Origin of the sequence: Colwellia sp. BRX9-1 (assembly GCF_014077195.1) — a bacterium.
Lineage (GTDB): Bacteria > Pseudomonadota > Gammaproteobacteria > Enterobacterales > Alteromonadaceae > Colwellia_A.
The window spans coordinates 60,058-76,101 of the sequence record NZ_JACGVM010000020.1; the positions used below are offsets into that span (position 1 = coordinate 60,058).

General features: G+C 36.1%; 17 protein-coding genes. 1 reads left to right on the top strand and 16 read right to left on the bottom strand.

What is annotated here, in order from left to right; translation table 11 throughout:
• Positions 1 to 2 precede the first annotated feature (2 nt).
• The 14 genes from H4J76_RS16175 to H4J76_RS16240 form a co-directional block, all read right to left on the bottom strand.
• Positions 3 to 911, bottom strand: coding sequence for a hypothetical protein (locus tag H4J76_RS16175; RefSeq protein ID WP_182230952.1), 909 nt, complete (start codon positions 909 to 911; stop codon positions 3 to 5).
• A complete protein-coding gene (locus H4J76_RS16180) occupies positions 895 to 1,617 on the bottom strand; it encodes a cytidylyltransferase domain-containing protein (protein ID WP_182230953.1) in 723 nt (240 codons plus the stop codon). Before H4J76_RS16180 ends, H4J76_RS16175 begins: the two co-directional genes overlap by 17 nt.
• Positions 1,604 to 2,665, bottom strand: a complete 1,062-nt coding sequence (locus H4J76_RS16185) for a nucleotidyltransferase family protein (RefSeq protein WP_182230954.1) — start codon at positions 2,663 to 2,665, stop codon at positions 1,604 to 1,606. Before H4J76_RS16185 ends, H4J76_RS16180 begins: the two co-directional genes overlap by 14 nt.
• 1 nt (position 2,666) lies before the next feature.
• Positions 2,667 to 3,308 carry an acetyltransferase gene (locus H4J76_RS16190; protein WP_182230955.1) on the bottom strand — a complete coding sequence of 214 codons (642 nt, stop codon included), beginning with the start codon at positions 3,306 to 3,308 and terminating at the stop codon, positions 2,667 to 2,669.
• Positions 3,301 to 4,377: an N-acetylneuraminate synthase gene (gene neuB / locus H4J76_RS16195; RefSeq protein WP_220466046.1), complete on the bottom strand. Its 1,077-nt coding sequence runs from the start codon at positions 4,375 to 4,377 to the stop codon at positions 3,301 to 3,303. The genes H4J76_RS16190 and neuB overlap by 8 nt, the downstream gene beginning before the upstream one ends.
• 2 nt (positions 4,378 to 4,379) lie before the next feature.
• Complete coding sequence (locus H4J76_RS16200; protein ID WP_182230956.1) at positions 4,380 to 5,048, bottom strand: PIG-L deacetylase family protein; 669 nt, start codon at positions 5,046 to 5,048, stop codon at positions 4,380 to 4,382.
• Positions 5,045 to 5,941 (bottom strand): formyltransferase family protein, encoded by an 897-nt coding sequence (locus H4J76_RS16205; RefSeq protein WP_182230957.1) that lies wholly within the window; start codon positions 5,939 to 5,941, stop codon positions 5,045 to 5,047. The genes H4J76_RS16200 and H4J76_RS16205 overlap by 4 nt, the downstream gene beginning before the upstream one ends.
• The gene (neuC, locus tag H4J76_RS16210; protein ID WP_182230958.1) at positions 5,941 to 7,104 is read right to left on the bottom strand and encodes a UDP-N-acetylglucosamine 2-epimerase; all 1,164 of its coding nucleotides are present in this window, start codon (positions 7,102 to 7,104) and stop codon (positions 5,941 to 5,943) included. Before neuC ends, H4J76_RS16205 begins: the two co-directional genes overlap by 1 nt.
• 4 nt (positions 7,105 to 7,108) lie before the next feature.
• Complete coding sequence (locus H4J76_RS16215) at positions 7,109 to 8,257, bottom strand: LegC family aminotransferase (RefSeq protein WP_182230959.1); 1,149 nt, start codon at positions 8,255 to 8,257, stop codon at positions 7,109 to 7,111.
• A gap of 11 nt (positions 8,258 to 8,268) precedes the next feature.
• On the bottom strand, positions 8,269 to 9,450 hold the full coding sequence (locus tag H4J76_RS16220; protein WP_182230960.1) for a UDP-N-acetylglucosamine 4,6-dehydratase: 1,182 nt from the start codon (positions 9,448 to 9,450) through the stop codon (positions 8,269 to 8,271).
• A 353-nt stretch (positions 9,451 to 9,803) separates the two neighbouring features.
• Positions 9,804 to 12,047, bottom strand: coding sequence for a polysaccharide biosynthesis tyrosine autokinase (locus H4J76_RS16225; protein WP_182230961.1), 2,244 nt, complete (start codon positions 12,045 to 12,047; stop codon positions 9,804 to 9,806).
• A 70-nt stretch (positions 12,048 to 12,117) separates the two neighbouring features.
• A complete protein-coding gene (locus H4J76_RS16230; protein ID WP_182230972.1) occupies positions 12,118 to 12,561 on the bottom strand; it encodes a low molecular weight protein-tyrosine-phosphatase in 444 nt (147 codons plus the stop codon).
• Positions 12,562 to 12,566: 5 nt separating this feature from the next.
• Complete coding sequence (locus tag H4J76_RS16235; RefSeq protein ID WP_182230962.1) at positions 12,567 to 13,694, bottom strand: polysaccharide export protein; 1,128 nt, start codon at positions 13,692 to 13,694, stop codon at positions 12,567 to 12,569.
• Positions 13,695 to 14,277: 583 nt separating this feature from the next.
• Positions 14,278 to 14,436 carry a hypothetical protein gene (locus H4J76_RS16240; protein WP_182230963.1) on the bottom strand — a complete coding sequence of 53 codons (159 nt, stop codon included), beginning with the start codon at positions 14,434 to 14,436 and terminating at the stop codon, positions 14,278 to 14,280.
• A gap of 13 nt (positions 14,437 to 14,449) precedes the next feature.
• Between H4J76_RS16240 and H4J76_RS16245 the strand changes: the two genes are divergently transcribed.
• A complete protein-coding gene (locus H4J76_RS16245) occupies positions 14,450 to 14,689 on the top strand; it encodes a hypothetical protein (RefSeq protein WP_182230964.1) in 240 nt (79 codons plus the stop codon).
• Positions 14,690 to 15,184: 495 nt separating this feature from the next.
• Here the strand turns inward: H4J76_RS16245 and H4J76_RS16250 are convergent, their stop codons facing one another.
• Positions 15,185 to 15,469: a GIY-YIG nuclease family protein gene (locus H4J76_RS16250; protein WP_182230965.1), complete on the bottom strand. Its 285-nt coding sequence runs from the start codon at positions 15,467 to 15,469 to the stop codon at positions 15,185 to 15,187.
• Between the two features lie 13 nt (positions 15,470 to 15,482).
• Entirely contained in the window at positions 15,483 to 15,776 is a 294-nt protein-coding gene (locus H4J76_RS16255; RefSeq protein ID WP_182176096.1) for a hypothetical protein, read from the bottom strand.
• Between the last annotated feature and the right edge of the window lie 268 nt (positions 15,777 to 16,044).

The following is a 16,044-nucleotide window of genomic DNA, read 5'->3' on the forward strand; positions in this document are numbered from 1 at the left end:
AATTAATTTAAGCTAAGCTTTTTGATTCCAGCTTTTTTTAAGGTTTCATAACAAAGTGAGATAGATTCTTTAATAGCTGGATCCTTGATAATTAAATACTCATCGTAGAAATAAAATTCGTCTCCCGCATGTGCATTAAATATATTGAGAAGTGCTGTAGAATAAAAACTAATAAATACACCTTGGGGCGCATTATTGTTATGAAAATAGTGCTCAATATTACTTTCTAATTTAAGTACATTGAATCCTAATCTTTCGATTTCAGCTAACTTATTACTTGATTCACTTCGATGGGCATAATAATTAAATTTGTCGTATTTCGATGCAAAAACATTTTTAATATTTACCAATAACGTAAAGAAATCATCACTATTTATAAAATCTAATTCAACTAAATGTTGACCGATAAATGAAAGACTTCTCTCCTTATCATAAGACTTAAAGTGTTTTGTACTTTTTTTGATGACAGAGAATAAGTCTTGTCTGCCAGCTTCGAGTGGTAATGAGGTATAAATTGTACAAGGAAACGAACGTATCTTGGTTACATGCTTCATCAAATACAACCCATCATCAACCAGATACACCTTTTTTTTAAACATGCGTGCAAGGTAGAGGTAAGGCTTACAAACAATTGAACGAACATCACCTAATGCAACTTGTTTATTTTTAATAAAAAAGAAAGAAACATAAAGCATTATAAAAATAAAATAAAAAATCTTTTTATTTCCTTTAGAGGGTAAAAAGAAAAACTTTACTCTAACATTACTTAAGTGTGCAGAAAACTGCTCTTTTTGGACTTCATTACCATTGTCTCTTATTAATATACAAGCTTGGTTTGTATCGATATCTAAAACTTCAAAAAGTGATATCACATTTTGAAGTTGATAGGGCGATTCAACAATTGCTAACATTGTTTTTTTCTTTAATGATTAACTCAGCAAACTTGAAATCGATCTCTGTATCTATATCAACAGAGTCTATACTGGACATCCTATACGCGTAAATATTTTTAGAAAGAAACATGCTGTTTTCTTCAATTAGGCATTTTACTCGAACAAGATAGATTGCACCATTTAAGCGATAGTAGTCAGGTAACTCTTGTGACCTTTTATTTCGTATTTCTTCATTAATAAAGAAATCCATATTTCCATCATCATTAAGGGTGTTTGCCCATAATGGAGAGTGCTCTGTTTTGCAGACGGACACTATAGCATCAGCATTCTTTTGGCCTAATAACTTAATTGATTCAAGAATATGATTCAAGTTTCTTAATGGAGACGTAGGTTGTAATAATAAAATATAATCATACACTTCACCTATTTTCTTATAATGCTCAATTGTGTGTTTAATCACATCAAACGTTGTACTATTATCTTGAGATAATTCATCTGGTCTTAAAAATGGAATATTTACACCTAACTTTTTTGATAGAGCAGCAATAATAGGATCATCAGTACTTACCATAACATTATCTATCAAGTTACAAGACAAAGCGGCTTCTATTGTCCATTGAATTAGAGGTTTATCAATTAAAATTCTTGAGTTTTTTTTGGGTAAACGTTTACTTCCAGCCCTAGCAGGAATAATTGCCAAAATTTTATTTTTATTTAAAGTCATAATTAAATCCTAATGCCTTATAGTCCTCTTGAGCACGTTTAAAATCATCCATACGTCCTATATCTAACCAATATTCATGAAATGGAAACATAAGGACTTTGTTATCTAGATACCTTTCCAACAATGTAGGCATGTCGACTACTTCGTTATTATTAACTCCTTCTATAATTTCCCTACCAACAACATATATTCCGGCATTAACATGAAAACGTTTTATGGGCTTCTCTACCATACTTTTAATGGTATTTCCCTCACTTTCAATGACACCGAAAGGTACTTGGTATTCATATTCACGAACACACATGGTTGCATTCGCATTATTGTCATTATGGAAAACAAGCAATGCAACTAAATCAACTTTTGTCAGTACATCTCCATTCATCATAATAATGGGTAGGTCAGGTAATGTATTAGGTAATAACCCTAAAGCCCCTCCAGTTCCAAGAGGGTTTTCCTCATGTACATAATTTATTGATACCCCCCATTTAGTACCGTTACCAAAATATTCTCGGACCATTTCTGGCAGGTAGTGAGTAGATATATAAAAATCATGAAATCCTGATTTTATAAAACTTAAAAGAACAGTTTCTAATATTGGTTTATCTCCCACTTTCAACAATGGTTTGGGGCAATTATCAGTTAAAGGTTTTAATCTAGTGCCAAAACCACCAGCCATTAAAAACACAGGGTTATCGTATTTAGCTTTTTGTGTAATGTGATGGATTGTCTCCAAACCAACTACGATTCCGTTATCTAAAATAGGAATTGAATTAAGCTGTTTAGCATTCATAAGCTCTAAAATTTTATCTTTGGAAGTTCTAAATTCAGCAACGGTAGGTGTTGTAAACATAATTTCAGAAATTGGGTGACATAGAGATAAATCATTAATTAATGCTCTTCGAATGTCACCATCAGTTACTGTGCCTAATAGCCGATTGTCTGTATCCACAACTAAGGCAAGCTGAAGAGCTTCACTGTCAATAACCTTAAGAACTTCTTGTATAGTTGCAGTCGGTTGAACGAGAATATTTTTCCAATTATGACTCATACTAATAAATGACCTTTTTGAAAATACGTGCGGGATAACAAATAGTATTTTTTTCTATATCTTTAGTAATGGTAGTTCCTGATCCAACAATAACATTTTCATTAATATTAATTGACTGAATAATTGACGAGCCAGTACCGAAATGAACATTTTTTTGAGAGGTTACATGTCCACTAATAGTAACCCCTGGCGCGATATGGTTATTACTTCCTATAGTACAATCATGATCAACTATTGAACCTGTGTTTACGATGCTATTGTAACCAACAGTTGTTCCTGTTTGTATGATAGCGCCACGCATTACTTGTACACCTTGTTCTAAAGTAGCATACCCAGACACGCCAGCGTCTTTAGATACTAGTGTTGCAAAACTATAACCTAACTTTTTATATTTCATATAAAAATCAGCTCTTAGTGTATTCCCAGGTAATGAGCCAATACCATTAACCAATTGAATCGTTGTTTTATCAAACTGAAAAATATCTTCATCGGATTTAAACCAATGCAAATCTGAAAATAATTTTTGATTCATTGCAAGAAGTGGAGATACATAACCAAGAACATTAATTTTTTGTTCAATTAACATATCTAATAGTACGGACGCATGTCCTCCTGAGCCAATTAATAAAACGCCATCATTCATTAATTAGATCACCAATCTGATAATCATTTATGGCTTCTTTGCCAAGTAACTCCCAATAATTAATTGGACTCTGTCCTGAGCCAGGGCGTTTTGTAGTCATATTACATTTACTAAAGACAGACCCTTTATTAATAATTTGTTCAGCAACCAGGCTTTTTCTAGCAATCGCTTTATTTTTTACTTCTGAAGGCCTTGGTCCTTTAAGACCATCACCCAATGCTAACTCGATGTTTCGAATACCATCAATCATAGCTTTTAACTGTTCAGGCTCGAGTGATGCTTTGTGATCTGGGCCTTCCATATTGGAATCTAAAGTAAAGTGTTTCTCTATTATTGTTGCTTCTCTAGCAACCGCAGCGATAGGGACATTGATCCCCGCACTGTGATCTGAATAACCTACAGGTAGTTTAAACGCATTAGCTATGGTATCCATCGCCTTAAGGTTGATATCTTGTAAAGGAGCTGGGTATTCTGTTGTACAGTGTAATATTGTGACTTTTTCTTTAAGAATTTGTTGTCCAAGTTCAGAGTAATATGCATTTTCAAAAGCTTGTATACTTGGTTTCTCTGATTTATTCGCTACATAACCAAAGGCTATGACGCCTAACGCCGTTTCTATTTCAGCCAAAGTAGCCATTCCTGTAGAAACAATTAAATCACAACCTGTTTGTGCATGTTCGAGCACTAAAGGGGCATTAGTTAAGTCTCCAGAGGGAATTTTTAATTTTTTTAATTTCAAATCATTAACTAAAAATTTTAAGCTTTCAGAATCAAAGGCAGTAGATAAGAATTCAATACCTATATTATTGCAGTAATCAACTAATTTAAAATGAAATTCAAAACTTAACTCTAAACGGCTAAGCATAGCAAGTTGAGATTCTTCTTTCTTTGTATTAGTTATTTGGTAATCACATTGCTTAGCATCAGCTGTAACTAATCGTTTTGCTTTAAATGTTTGAAATTTCACTATATCCGCACCGGACTTTTTAGCGGCATCAACCAATTGAAAAGCTAACTTTTCATCTCCGTTATGATTTACCCCTGCTTCTGCAATAATAAGTACAGCCATAATTAGCTAATCTCCTTTAGTAACATAAATGATTCTGCCGCTTCACAGTTTGATTGTACACCACGAAGATAAGCTAATGAACGAATTGCTTTTGGACTTCTTGGAAAAGGAAATACTCCCATTTCTGATTCAAAAATATTCAATATATTTAATTTTTGTTCTAAATATTTTTCTATATTAACAAATACGTTGGGTCTAAATCCGGGGTCCTCTGGTTTCATCGAGAAATCAGTTTCTGATATTGTTTCATAGGCTAAAACACGTTTAACAAATGGATATCGAAAAGATTTAGTAGCTGACATTACAGCATCAAATACGACTTCATGATCACTATGTGCATCATTACGATATACAGTATATACAACTTCTGGTTGTACTTGTTTAACGACATCAGAAATAGCGCCTATAACATCTCCTAGAGCTAAACTATCAAGCTTAGCGGGGGGCAGTCTTAATTGAAAGGTTTCAGTTATGTTATAGCTTTCAATTACTTTAGAAATCTCCACTCTTCGAGTTTCTATTTGCAGTTCAGTAAAACCTGTTTCTTTACTCATTCCTGTAACTAAGAGCCAATAAACTTCATCGCCATTGGCAATATGCTTTAGCATTGTTCCACCACAGCCTAAAGACTCATCATCAGCATGAGGAGCTACAACTAATATTTTTTTCATAGATAATGACCTACTTGGGGTAACTTATTCATTTCAAGGCTAATTAACTCTATAGCTGTATTACCGCCAGTTTTAATTATCATACTGGAATCCCCAATACTTAATACCGTACCTGGCTCTATATTCCGTGAAAATAACTCTTTTGATATTTTACTTTCCCACACCGATTGTAATTCATCAAGATACTGAAATTCTGCACCAGGGTATGGTTTTGCCAACGCTCGAATTAAATTATAAATATCGGCAGCTTGCATTCTCCAATCAATTAAACCATCTTCTCTTGTTCTCTTACGCCAGTTTGTTGCTTTACTGTGATCTTGGCATGTAAACTCAGCGGTCCCATTAGCTAACGCTAAAGTAAAATCTTTTATTTGTAGTGCCATACTATCTAGAATTTTATTATATAAAATCTTTGCGTCATCTTTTTGGGCAATGTGTATATCTACTTGGCTCAATATAGGACCAGTATCCGCTCCTTCTTCCATTTGAAAAAATGTTGATCCGGTAATCTCTAAACCTAACGCCAACGCCCAAATTATAGGGTGCCGTCCACGATTTTGTGGAAGTTTTGCTGGATGAAAGCCAATAACGCCTTTAGGTGGCATATTGATAAATTCTTTTTCGATAAGATAGCTCCAACCAAAGCAATATATAATATCTGGTTGATAAACTCCCATGAACTCCATACTTGCATTTTTATTATTATTCTCTTCAAAATGGAACGGGATGCCATTACTTTTACAAACATCCGACAAATCAACATGATCAGTATTGAACGTTGATTTATCTTTTGTAATAACAGCAACAACTTCAATATTATTTTGTTTCAATGAAAGCAGCACATTCAAAGCTAACAAACTTGATTCAACACAACCGATAAAACCAATTTTCATTAGATATCCTCTAAATCATTAAATTTTTTATTAATAATTTTATTTAACGGATAGTTAATTAATTGCTCAACAATACGGGTTGATGAATCACCTTGTCCATATGGATTTATAGTACTTTGACAGAACAGTTTAAATTTTTTACTCAGAGCTTTTTCTAAAGCACCTCTAATTAAATCAACAGATTCATCGCAATTTAATACAGTATCTCCGCCTATACGGCCTTTTTGTCTATTACCAATATTGACTGTAGGGACTTTGAAAGAAGGAGTTTCAATTAAACCACTTGATGAGTTTCCTATAACTACCTCACAATATTTCATTAAACTAAGGTAGCGAAGTTGCCCTAGGGATTGTACTAATAAAACTCGACTCTGATTCAATGTTTTATATTCATCGAGTATCTTTATCAGTTTACGCCCGTTAGTATCAGCATTGGGATACGTTATTATTAATTGATGGTCTGGATATTCGTCTAAAACGTTTAATAAATTGATTAATGAGCTAGATGCTCCATCACTTTCTAATGTTACCGGGTGGTATGTAACCATGATGTAAGGTTTATTTAATTCGAAGTTAATTGCTGACGGTAGCTCATCTAATTCAATTAATTTGAGTTTTACAATACTGTCTATACCCGGAGCACCAAAGTTGAATACTCTTTCGGTTTTTTCTCCAAGTTGTATTATTCTTCTTTTATATTGTTCTGTTGCAGCAAAATGCAGATGAGACATTTTAGTAATGGAATGACGAACCGCTTCATCTATTAAGCCTTCAGTAGTTTCACCGCCGTGAATATGTGCGACAGGAACACAGGCTATCATTGCCGCTTGTGCTATCGCCATCGATTCGAACCGATCTCCGAGAAGAACAATAAGGTCTGGCTTTTGTCTTTCAATAGCTTCTGCAGCATTAATTAATGCTAACCCCATTGATTTTGAAATACCTACAGGGGAGTCCGATGATAATAGAAACTCCATCCTCTCCACTATTGGAAAGCCATCAGCCTCTATTTGTTCTATTGTATAACCAAACTCAGGTGACATGTGCATGCCACCTACAAATAATTGCAGATCGACATTTACAGATTCATTTAATGATTTAATGATCCAATATAATAAACCGTATTCTGCTCTAGTTCCGGTGAAAACTGCTATTTTCCGCATGCTATTATCCATTATTAACTGGTGAACTAGGAATATTGACTAAACATGATTCAATCCATTCTGAAATAGGTAACTGGCCTCGTTTGGCGTTTTCAAACATTGGTAATCTATGCATTAATTTCCAGATTGGCCGAGTCATTACCCCTTGCGCATTAGTTTCTTTTATAAAGGTTTCACGCATTTCAGTATTTGGACAAATAATCGCATTTAGCCAATAATTAGATTTGGCATAATCAGGCTCAGTAAAAAATGTAAACTCAGAGCCTGCAAAAAAGTTACTATATTGTTGCGCTAATTCCCGCTTTTGTTGAAGAAATTTAGGCAACACTTCCATTTGAGCACAACCTAATGCGGCATTTAAGTTAGGTAAACGATAATTAAAACCTGCTTCATCATGAAAAAATTCATAAGGGTGAGGTACTTTAGCCGTTGTTGTTACGTGTTTAGTATGCATGCCATCATCAAAGCTTTTACATAAAACCATACCACCGCCGCCCGTGGTGATAACTTTATTACCATTAAAGCTAATAGCACTAAAATCACCAAAGGTGCCTGTGTGTTGCCCTTTATAAAAAGAGCCTAGGCTTTCTGCTGCATCTTCCACTAATGCTATATTCCATTTAACACATACTGCAATTAACTCATCGAGCTCTACTGGATGACCGAAGGTGTGCATTGGAACAACTGCACGATAGAATTTTTTAGTTGCTTTATCTTGGCATAACCCATCATTATTAATGAAGGCATTGTCCTCAAGGTAAGCATGTAGTGCTTTAGGGCACAACCCTAAACTAACCTTTGATACGTCGACAAATACTGGCTCTGCCCCCATATGATAAAGGGCATTACATGTTGCTACAAAGGTTAAGGCTTGAGTAATAACTAAATCTCCTGCTTTAACACCCGCCATATACAATGAAGTATGCAAAGCAGCAGTACCGTTTACCGTCGCTATTGCCTTTGCTGTACCGGTGTAGGCTTCAATTTGGTGCTCAAACTGATCGACATATTTTCCAACACTAGATACAAATGTACTCTCAATAGTGTTATTGACATATTCTTTTTCATTACCAGTGAAGGTAGGGGCATGAAGAGGAATAAACTCTTTTGTTTCATAGATCTCTTGAACGAATTTCACTAACTTATTATGCATGTCAATTCCAACTACATTTTACTATCTAGATATTTTCCAGTTTCTTTATGACCAAATGCAGGGATCATCTTAAAGAATAATTCAACAATTTCATCCTTAGTCCAAGCTTGATCTGTTTTTAGCTTGATAATGGTTTGTTCAAATTCAGCAACTAAGTTAGGATCAAATAGTGCTTCATTTTTTATTACGCCTAAGTTTTCAAAGCTTTCCATATCTAGGGTTTCATTATCTGTAAAAAATTCTTCGAAGTCTTTTTCACCTGTAGTATCACTATCGGTGAATAAACATGGCCATTTACCTTGTTGCGGTAATGAATGAGCTAATTCTCTTGCTTCGTCTTCTGTAGTACATAAGTAAGGTTCATAACCTAAATTTTCTAAATACTTAACAGCAATATCAGCGAAGGTAATTAAGTGCAACGCTTCACTTAATTTTGGAAAAAATATATCGCGATTTTCACCAAAGATACAAGACATCAAACAAAGCTCACCCGATTCTTGTGGCGTAACAAAGTAGCGCTTGATATCACGAGGAGCTACTATAGGCTGACGCTTTTGAATGCGTTGATTAAAACCGTGGAGTAGCGAACCATCCGAAAAAGCAACATTCGCAAAACGTGCAGTTGATATTACAATATCTGCACTGCGGCGCATCAAGAACATTTCCATAATACGCTTAGAAGCTCCCATCATATTAACTGGGTTGGCCGCTTTGTCAGTAGAAACACAGAAATATTTTTTACTGCCCTTTTCGGCAGATTGTTTCATGGTCTTTTCAGTGTTAAATACATTAACTTCAATCATACGCATTAAAGTGTAAGGATCTTTTTCACTGCGAACATGCTTTAACGCGGATAGATTTAAAACATAGTCGTATTTACCGTCAGCTTTTATGAAAGCATCATATTCTATCGAGCCAATATCTAAAGCAAACGTTTGAAAATCGCCATGAATATAACCAAATGAACTACGAATATCACGTACTAACTCAACCATGTTGTTTTCGCTAATATCAACAATATGAAGCTTGTTAGGATTACGCTTAAATATTTCTTTAGTGACAGCTTGACCAATAGAGCCTGCCCCACCTAATACAAGAAATGAAGAGTTCGACACTATACTTTTTAGCTCGCCTTCATGAATTTCAATATCGTTTGAAAAGAGAGCTTTTTCTCGACCAATAAGTGATAACATCTTCAAATTTACCTATAATTTCATTAAATTTATATATGCTTGATGTTGAATTAATTTAACATCAATACTCTTGTTTATTTTATGTCAGAGACAAAAATCGTCGCTATTGAGACACCATTTAATGTTATCAACTAACATTTATCCATTTAAAATCTATTAATTACAAAAACCTAAGACGAAATGAACTTTCCCTGCCAATAGGTCCGCAAATTAATGTTGGATAATTTATAGTTTGCATTTATCGCTAATTTTAATTTATTAGTAATTTCACGAATAAATTCCCGCCTACAAAGCCCATGGATTCCCGACAAGACAACTCGGGAATGACGGTTTAGCCAAATTCCCGCCTACAATTATTTATCAGATTTATATTCGTAGTTAGCGTATCCGTAATAGCCGTAGGCGTTACTGGCTTTTTTAAGAACGCCATTAAATACTACACCTTTCACATCGATACCGTTTTGTTCAAAGCGTTGGCGAGCGTAATCTATTTCTTTAATGCCATTTTGACCAAAGCGCGTAACAAGTAGCATGCTTCCCGCATGGCCGCCAACAATGGCTGGATCCGTGACCGCTAAAATAGGGGGTGTATCAATAATGATAATGTCATATTTAGTTTTTATCTCTGCGATTAATTTACTAAAATTGGCATGCATCAATAACTCAGACGGGTTAGGTGGTACTTGACCCCGTGTAATAATGTCAAAACCTGTGACATCAGTCGATTTAGTGACCTGATCTAGTGTTTGTTGGCTTGATAAATATTCAGACAAACCGTTTTTCCATGCAAAGCCAAAATGCTTATGGATATAGCCTTTACGCATATCGGCATCTATCAACAACACTTTTTGGCCACTCTGCGCGAGCACCACCCCTAAGTTTGTTGATATGAAAGATTTCCCGACACCTGGAGAAGGTCCAGAAATAGCAATAACATTGTTTTTAGCTTCCATCATGGCAAAGTGCAGACTGGTACGCAGGCTACGTAATGCCTCTATAGATAAATCTGCTGGGTTATCTACGGCTAATACCTTTTTCCCTGCCTGATTTTTCCGTTTCTTACCACTAATTAAATCTGACAATTTATCTTGATAGGCTGAGTAAGGCACACTGGCATATACTGGCATGCCAATCGCTTCTATTTCACTTGGGTCTTCAACCCCTTTATGCAGTGCTTTTTGTATAAGTACTATCGCTATCGCTAACATACCGCCTAGCATAGTAGCCACAACCACAATTAATGCTTTTTTAGGTTTTACTGGCTTGGTAGTATTAACTTCAGCGACATCAATTATACGCACATTACCAACAGTACCGGCACGCACAATATCTAATTCTTGTACTTTACCTAACAACATCATGTAGATTTCGTTACCTACTTCAACATCACGGGTTAGGCCTAATAGTTTTTGTTGCATTTCAGGTAGGTTAGATATTTTTTGTGCTAAGCCATCACGTTGTTTTTGTACGGCATCAATTTGTTCAACAATGCCTTGGTAATTAGGATGGGTACGTTTAAATTTTCGAGACATAGCAAGACGGTTAAGGTCAAGTTCTTGTAACTTGGTATCTAGCTCAACTATTTGCTCTAATACCCCTTGAGTTTCGAGGGTGATATTGACTGACTTTTGGTTTATTTGATAATCGTTAAATAAGGCTTCCGACACTTCTAATTGCTTTTTAATTTCAGGTAATTGTACTTCTAAAAAGTCGAGTGATTTTTTAGCTTCTGCTGAGTTTCTATCAACATTTCTACGTACATATATTTCAGCTGCTTTGTTTAACACATTTTCAGCGTAAGCAGGGGTTGAATGCTGCAAACTTAAATTAACAATACCTGAGTCTTTACCTTTTTCGCTGGCACCAATGGCTGCCTGTAAATCAACAATGGTATTTAAACGATCTTTACGGATAACAATAAATTCAGTACCTGCTCTTGCCGTTAACGCTTTAAGGGTAATACTGAAAATGCCATTAGTGAGTTCTTCGCCTACTTTACCTTGTAAAATCACTTCTTCATTTTCTGATAAAAGTTTATAGGTATTATTTTCACCCGCTATCACTATATACTCAAGATTGATAGCGTACTTAGGTACATCAAAGCGGAATACATCAATTTTTTCACCACCCCAAGCGTAACTTACTGCACCAAAACTGGCTGGTGCCACCTCGCCTGTTTTTGTTGGGTTGAATTTTCTAAAACTACGATCACCAATTATTGGGAATAATTTCGGCTTGGCAACAATATCTAGTTTCAACACATCAACGGCTTCGCCGATAACAGAGCGGGATTTTAACAATTCGATTTCAGTAATTGATTTAGAGCTACTTTCAAACATGCCGGCCATGTCGTCTAACCCTGGCACTGAACCACCACTTTCTTCTACTTGAATCATTGCCGTTGCTTGATAGATAGGTGTTGAAAACATGGCGACAGCAACACCCACCAGCATAAAGGTAGCCGTAATAATACAGATAAAAAACTTACGATCGACTAACGCGCCAAAGAGAGACATTAAGTCAATTTCGTTCGCTGGTGCATTATTGCTTTGCTGATTTTTGACTGTAGGCTGAGCTATATTTTCATTAATTGACATATTAAGTATACTTTTTAATAAATAATTCTGAATTTAAACTTTTTGTTTAAAGGTAAATTAAAACGCTAGTTTAAAGGTATTTGGTCCAAGCAGAGCAGGCTTTATCAACCAATTGATAAACATGTTCAAACGCTTCATGACTTTGGCGATAAGGATCAGGTATCTCAGTATTATCGATCCATTTACCTAACAAGAAGGTTTTTCCTCTAGCCTGTGGATATTTACCTAACAAATCGGTTAAGTGACGTTCTTCCATCACTAAAATCAAATCATTTTCAGTAATTAATGTTGAGTTGAGTTGACGGCCTTGGTGCGAGCTCATATCAATATTATTACTTAATGCAATACTCGTTGCCGTTGCTTCTGCGCTATTACCCACTAATGCGGTTAGTCCTGCTGAAGAAACTTTTATTTGGCTATCACCTTTGCCCTTTAGCTTATCTTTAAGTAAGTATTCACCCGTAGGGCTTCGACAAATATTACCGGCACACACTACTAAAATGGAGTTAAACATTCCCATTAGAATATCGTCCCTTGATTTTTAATAGTAGATATAGAGTAAACGGTTTGAATCGTTGGTATTAATTGACTGATTAAACGATTCCAACGTGCTATTGGTGCCGTAGTTACATACACGATATCACGAGGTTGTAACTTAAATTGATCGGCTAATACGAGTGCAATTACATTTTGTGCATGTAATTGATAAACATCAGCAATGATGCCTTCTTGGTTGTCTGGGCGTTTGCGTAAAACAAAAATACCATTAGCATTGGCTGTTTTTTCGTTTAAACCGCCTACGTCACTTAACGCTTCTGCAAGGCTTAAGCCATAACGATTAATTTCAATGCTACCGGCTTTATTTACATCACCAAGGACAAATACTTTTTGATTGTCTGTACGATTTACATGAAGGATATCACCGTGTTTTAGTAAACGGTTTTGACTAATATCACCTTTGGTATAAAAATCATTTAGCTTAATGATTTCGGTTTGATTGTTTCGTGTAAAAGTGACTGTGCGCCAATCGGCTCTTTCACTTAAACCGCCAGCTTGATTAATTGCGTCGATTAACGTCAGTGGGATTTCGGTAACTGGGTATACGCCTGGCTTGTTTACTTCGCCGGTAACATAAGCTCTTTGGCTATTAAAACCGACTACTTTTATATCTAGTTGTGGCTTTTCAATAACTCGGCTTAGTTTTTCTACTAATATCGCGTGTAATTGTCTAATGGTTTTACCAGCAGCAGGTACATTCGCTGCATAAGCATAGGTAATTGTGCCATCAGCTTGAATTCTGAAACCGTCAAATGCAGCAGTTCTTTGAACAGCTGCCGGAATAGTAAGTTCTGGATGGTCCCATACACCAATAGATAATACATCACCAATACCAAGCACATAATCATAACCTTCGATTGACATTGGATTGTATTTTTTGGCTTTAGTGAAGGCTTGTTGATTGTCTTTTAATTCAGAAATAAGCGCTGAATCGATCACCGAAATACTAACATTCGATAAGTCTTGCGCTAGCGTAGAAGTTTCAGGTTCAACATCAACGCCTTCCATATGACTGCCAGGGATCATACTACAACTACTCAGCATCAATAATGACAATGAGACAACTAGTTTTTTAGAGTATTTTAACATCGTGTAAGTTTATTCAATCCTTCGCTAAGTGAGTCAACTGCCGTGTTGTTTTGAAATTTTTGATGTTTATTGTAAAAACATCTTAACAATGCGTACAGTTTTCGCTTTATTATTATGGCCATCTTAATGCCGGAATAGTCAGCAGACAAATATAATTGCATGCTTTCATCTAAACGATATATACATTTCAATATATGAACGTATAAGGCCTAGATAGTTAAAGCTGTATTGCGCAGAATAATACGCAAGTTATTAACTATTGTCTAGTCAGAAAAAAGGAAAGTGTGGGAGTAACAGAGTTGTTTCCTTGTGGTGCTGGATTTATGTCAATATCTGGTTTGGGTATGTTGCCTGTTGTCGTCTTGTTGATGGCGTTATGTTGAGTTTATTTAAGTATCTTGTGTAGGTGTGTTGACGCTTGTCGTCATGCTGAATTTATTTCAGTATTTGGGTTGGTTGAGTAAGTACAGATCCTGAAACGAGTTCAGGATGACGGTGGTGGTGGCTGGCTAATAGTGTCTGTTGTCGGTGGTTCTGTCTGTTTGACTGTGTAGATACGTAGAGTTACGTTGCCTTTTTTTCGTCATGCTGAATTTATTTCAGTATCTGGGCTTTGTTGGGTAAGTACAGATCCTGAAACGAGTTCAGGATGACGGTATTGGGGTTTGGCTGACGGTATTGGTGGCTGGCTAATAGTGCTGGTGTCTGTTGATGGTGGTTGTGTCTGTTTGACTGTGTACATACGCAGAGTTTCGTTGCCCTTTTGTCGTCATGCTGAATTTATTTCAGTATCTGGGTTGGTTGAACGATTACAGACCCTGAAACGAGTTCAGGATGACGGTGGTGTGGGTCTGGATGACGGTATTGGTTGCTGGCTGATAGTGTTGGTGTCTGTTGTCGGTGGTTCTGTCTGTTTGACTGTTTACATACGTATAGTTACGTTGCCCTTTTGTCGTCATGCTGAATTTATTTCAGTATCTGGGTTGGTTGAGTAAGTACAGATCCTGAAACGAGTTCAGGATGACGGTATTGGGGTCTGGATGACGGAGGTGTTGGCTGGCCTACAGTGGTGGTGTCTGTTGTCGGTGGTTCTGTCTGTTTGACTGTGTAGAGACGTAGAGTTATGTTGCCCTTTTGTCGTCATGCTGAATTTATTTCAGTATCTGGGGTTTGTAGGTAAGTACAGATCCTGAAACTAGTTCAGGATGACGGTATTGGGGTCTGGATGACGGAGGTGTTGGCTGGCCTACAGTGGTGGTGTCTGTTGTCGGTGGTTCTGTCTGTTTTACTGTTTAGATACGTAGAGTTACTCTGCCCTTTTGTCGTCATGCTGAATTTATTTCTGTATCTGTGGTTTGTTGAGTAAGTACAGATCCTGAAACGAGTTCAGGATGACGGTTGTGGTGTTTGGCTGATGGTGTTTGGGGCTGGCTGACAGAGTCTGGGGCTGGTTGACGGTGGCTTGGTCTGGATGACGGTGATGGTGTGGCTTAGAAATCTTTGCTCAGATCTAGCCAATTAGGGTTTATTTGTTCTATTAAATTTTTCTTCCAGGCTCTTCGCCAGTTTTTAAGTTGCTTTTCTCTTGTTATCGCATCGTACATTGTTTCAAATGACACAAAATATACTAATTTATTCAGGTTATATTTATTGGTGAAGCCTAATGTCAGTTTAGATTTATGTTGATAGACCCTTTGAACTAACTGACTCGTTACACCTATATATAGTGTCGTGTTTTTTATATTTGTCATTATATAAATATGCGGCTGTTTCATATTGACGACCCTGTTAGTAAATAAATTTTTTCGCTAATTTAGATATTTCAGGCCAATCATTGTTAATAAGAAATTGTTTTTGTTTTTTAGACCACCTTCTAATTTCATTTTCTATCAATCTTGCTTCTTGTTCAGTTTTAAATTTCTGCTGGTGGACAAGTTTGACTGGGGGCTTTATTTCAGTGCCTAAAAGAAGTTGGTTATATTTATCGTATTTCGCTAACACAATGCCAAGTTCATCACAGCAGCCAGTGTGGTAGCTACCATCCACCGACTGTAATATATAAATATAAACTAATGTATTCATACCAACTCCTTTTGTTAACATTATTTTTACATGTTATTAATATTGTAGTTAAGCTTTATTGTTTTGTCAGGTTTCTCATATGAAATTAAAAATACTGTTTTGGTATTTTTGTTTTTTGCGTTCTAAGTACAGATCCTGAAACGAGTTCCAATGCTGTTCGTTTAAGCTATTTCTTTTCGCTTTTGTGAACGCTTCACCGGGAACTTCCCCATCCTCATTTTTACCGCCCTAGGATAATTAGGGCGTTTCTGCTTTGGCAGAATAAAAT

Excerpts from the sequence above, each read along its gene's own strand:
- H4J76_RS16175 (WP_182230952.1), bottom strand. The coding sequence starts at position 911 with ATGTTAGCAATTGTTGAATCGCCCTATCAACTTCAAAATGTGATATCA.
- H4J76_RS16180 (WP_182230953.1), bottom strand. The coding sequence starts at position 1,617 with ATGACTTTAAATAAAAATAAAATTTTGGCAATTATTCCTGCTAGGGCT.
- H4J76_RS16185 (WP_182230954.1), bottom strand. The coding sequence starts at position 2,665 with ATGAGTCATAATTGGAAAAATATTCTCGTTCAACCGACTGCAACTATA.
- H4J76_RS16190 (WP_182230955.1), bottom strand. The coding sequence starts at position 3,308 with ATGAATGATGGCGTTTTATTAATTGGCTCAGGAGGACATGCGTCCGTA.
- neuB (WP_220466046.1), bottom strand. The coding sequence starts at position 4,377 with ATGGCTGTACTTATTATTGCAGAAGCAGGGGTAAATCATAACGGAGAT.
- H4J76_RS16200 (WP_182230956.1), bottom strand. The coding sequence starts at position 5,048 with ATGAAAAAAATATTAGTTGTAGCTCCTCATGCTGATGATGAGTCTTTA.
- H4J76_RS16205 (WP_182230957.1), bottom strand. The coding sequence starts at position 5,941 with ATGAAAATTGGTTTTATCGGTTGTGTTGAATCAAGTTTGTTAGCTTTG.
- neuC (WP_182230958.1), bottom strand. The coding sequence starts at position 7,104 with ATGCGGAAAATAGCAGTTTTCACCGGAACTAGAGCAGAATACGGTTTA.
- H4J76_RS16215 (WP_182230959.1), bottom strand. The coding sequence starts at position 8,257 with ATGCATAATAAGTTAGTGAAATTCGTTCAAGAGATCTATGAAACAAAA.
- H4J76_RS16220 (WP_182230960.1), bottom strand. The coding sequence starts at position 9,450 with ATGTTATCACTTATTGGTCGAGAAAAAGCTCTCTTTTCAAACGATATT.
- H4J76_RS16225 (WP_182230961.1), bottom strand. The coding sequence starts at position 12,047 with ATGTCAATTAATGAAAATATAGCTCAGCCTACAGTCAAAAATCAGCAA.
- H4J76_RS16230 (WP_182230972.1), bottom strand. The coding sequence starts at position 12,561 with ATGTTTAACTCCATTTTAGTAGTGTGTGCCGGTAATATTTGTCGAAGC.
- H4J76_RS16235 (WP_182230962.1), bottom strand. The coding sequence starts at position 13,694 with ATGTTAAAATACTCTAAAAAACTAGTTGTCTCATTGTCATTATTGATG.
- H4J76_RS16240 (WP_182230963.1), bottom strand. The coding sequence starts at position 14,436 with ATGTACACAGTCAAACAGACACAACCACCATCAACAGACACCAGCACT.
- H4J76_RS16250 (WP_182230965.1), bottom strand. The coding sequence starts at position 15,469 with ATGAAACAGCCGCATATTTATATAATGACAAATATAAAAAACACGACA.
- H4J76_RS16255 (WP_182176096.1), bottom strand. The coding sequence starts at position 15,776 with ATGAATACATTAGTTTATATTTATATATTACAGTCGGTGGATGGTAGC.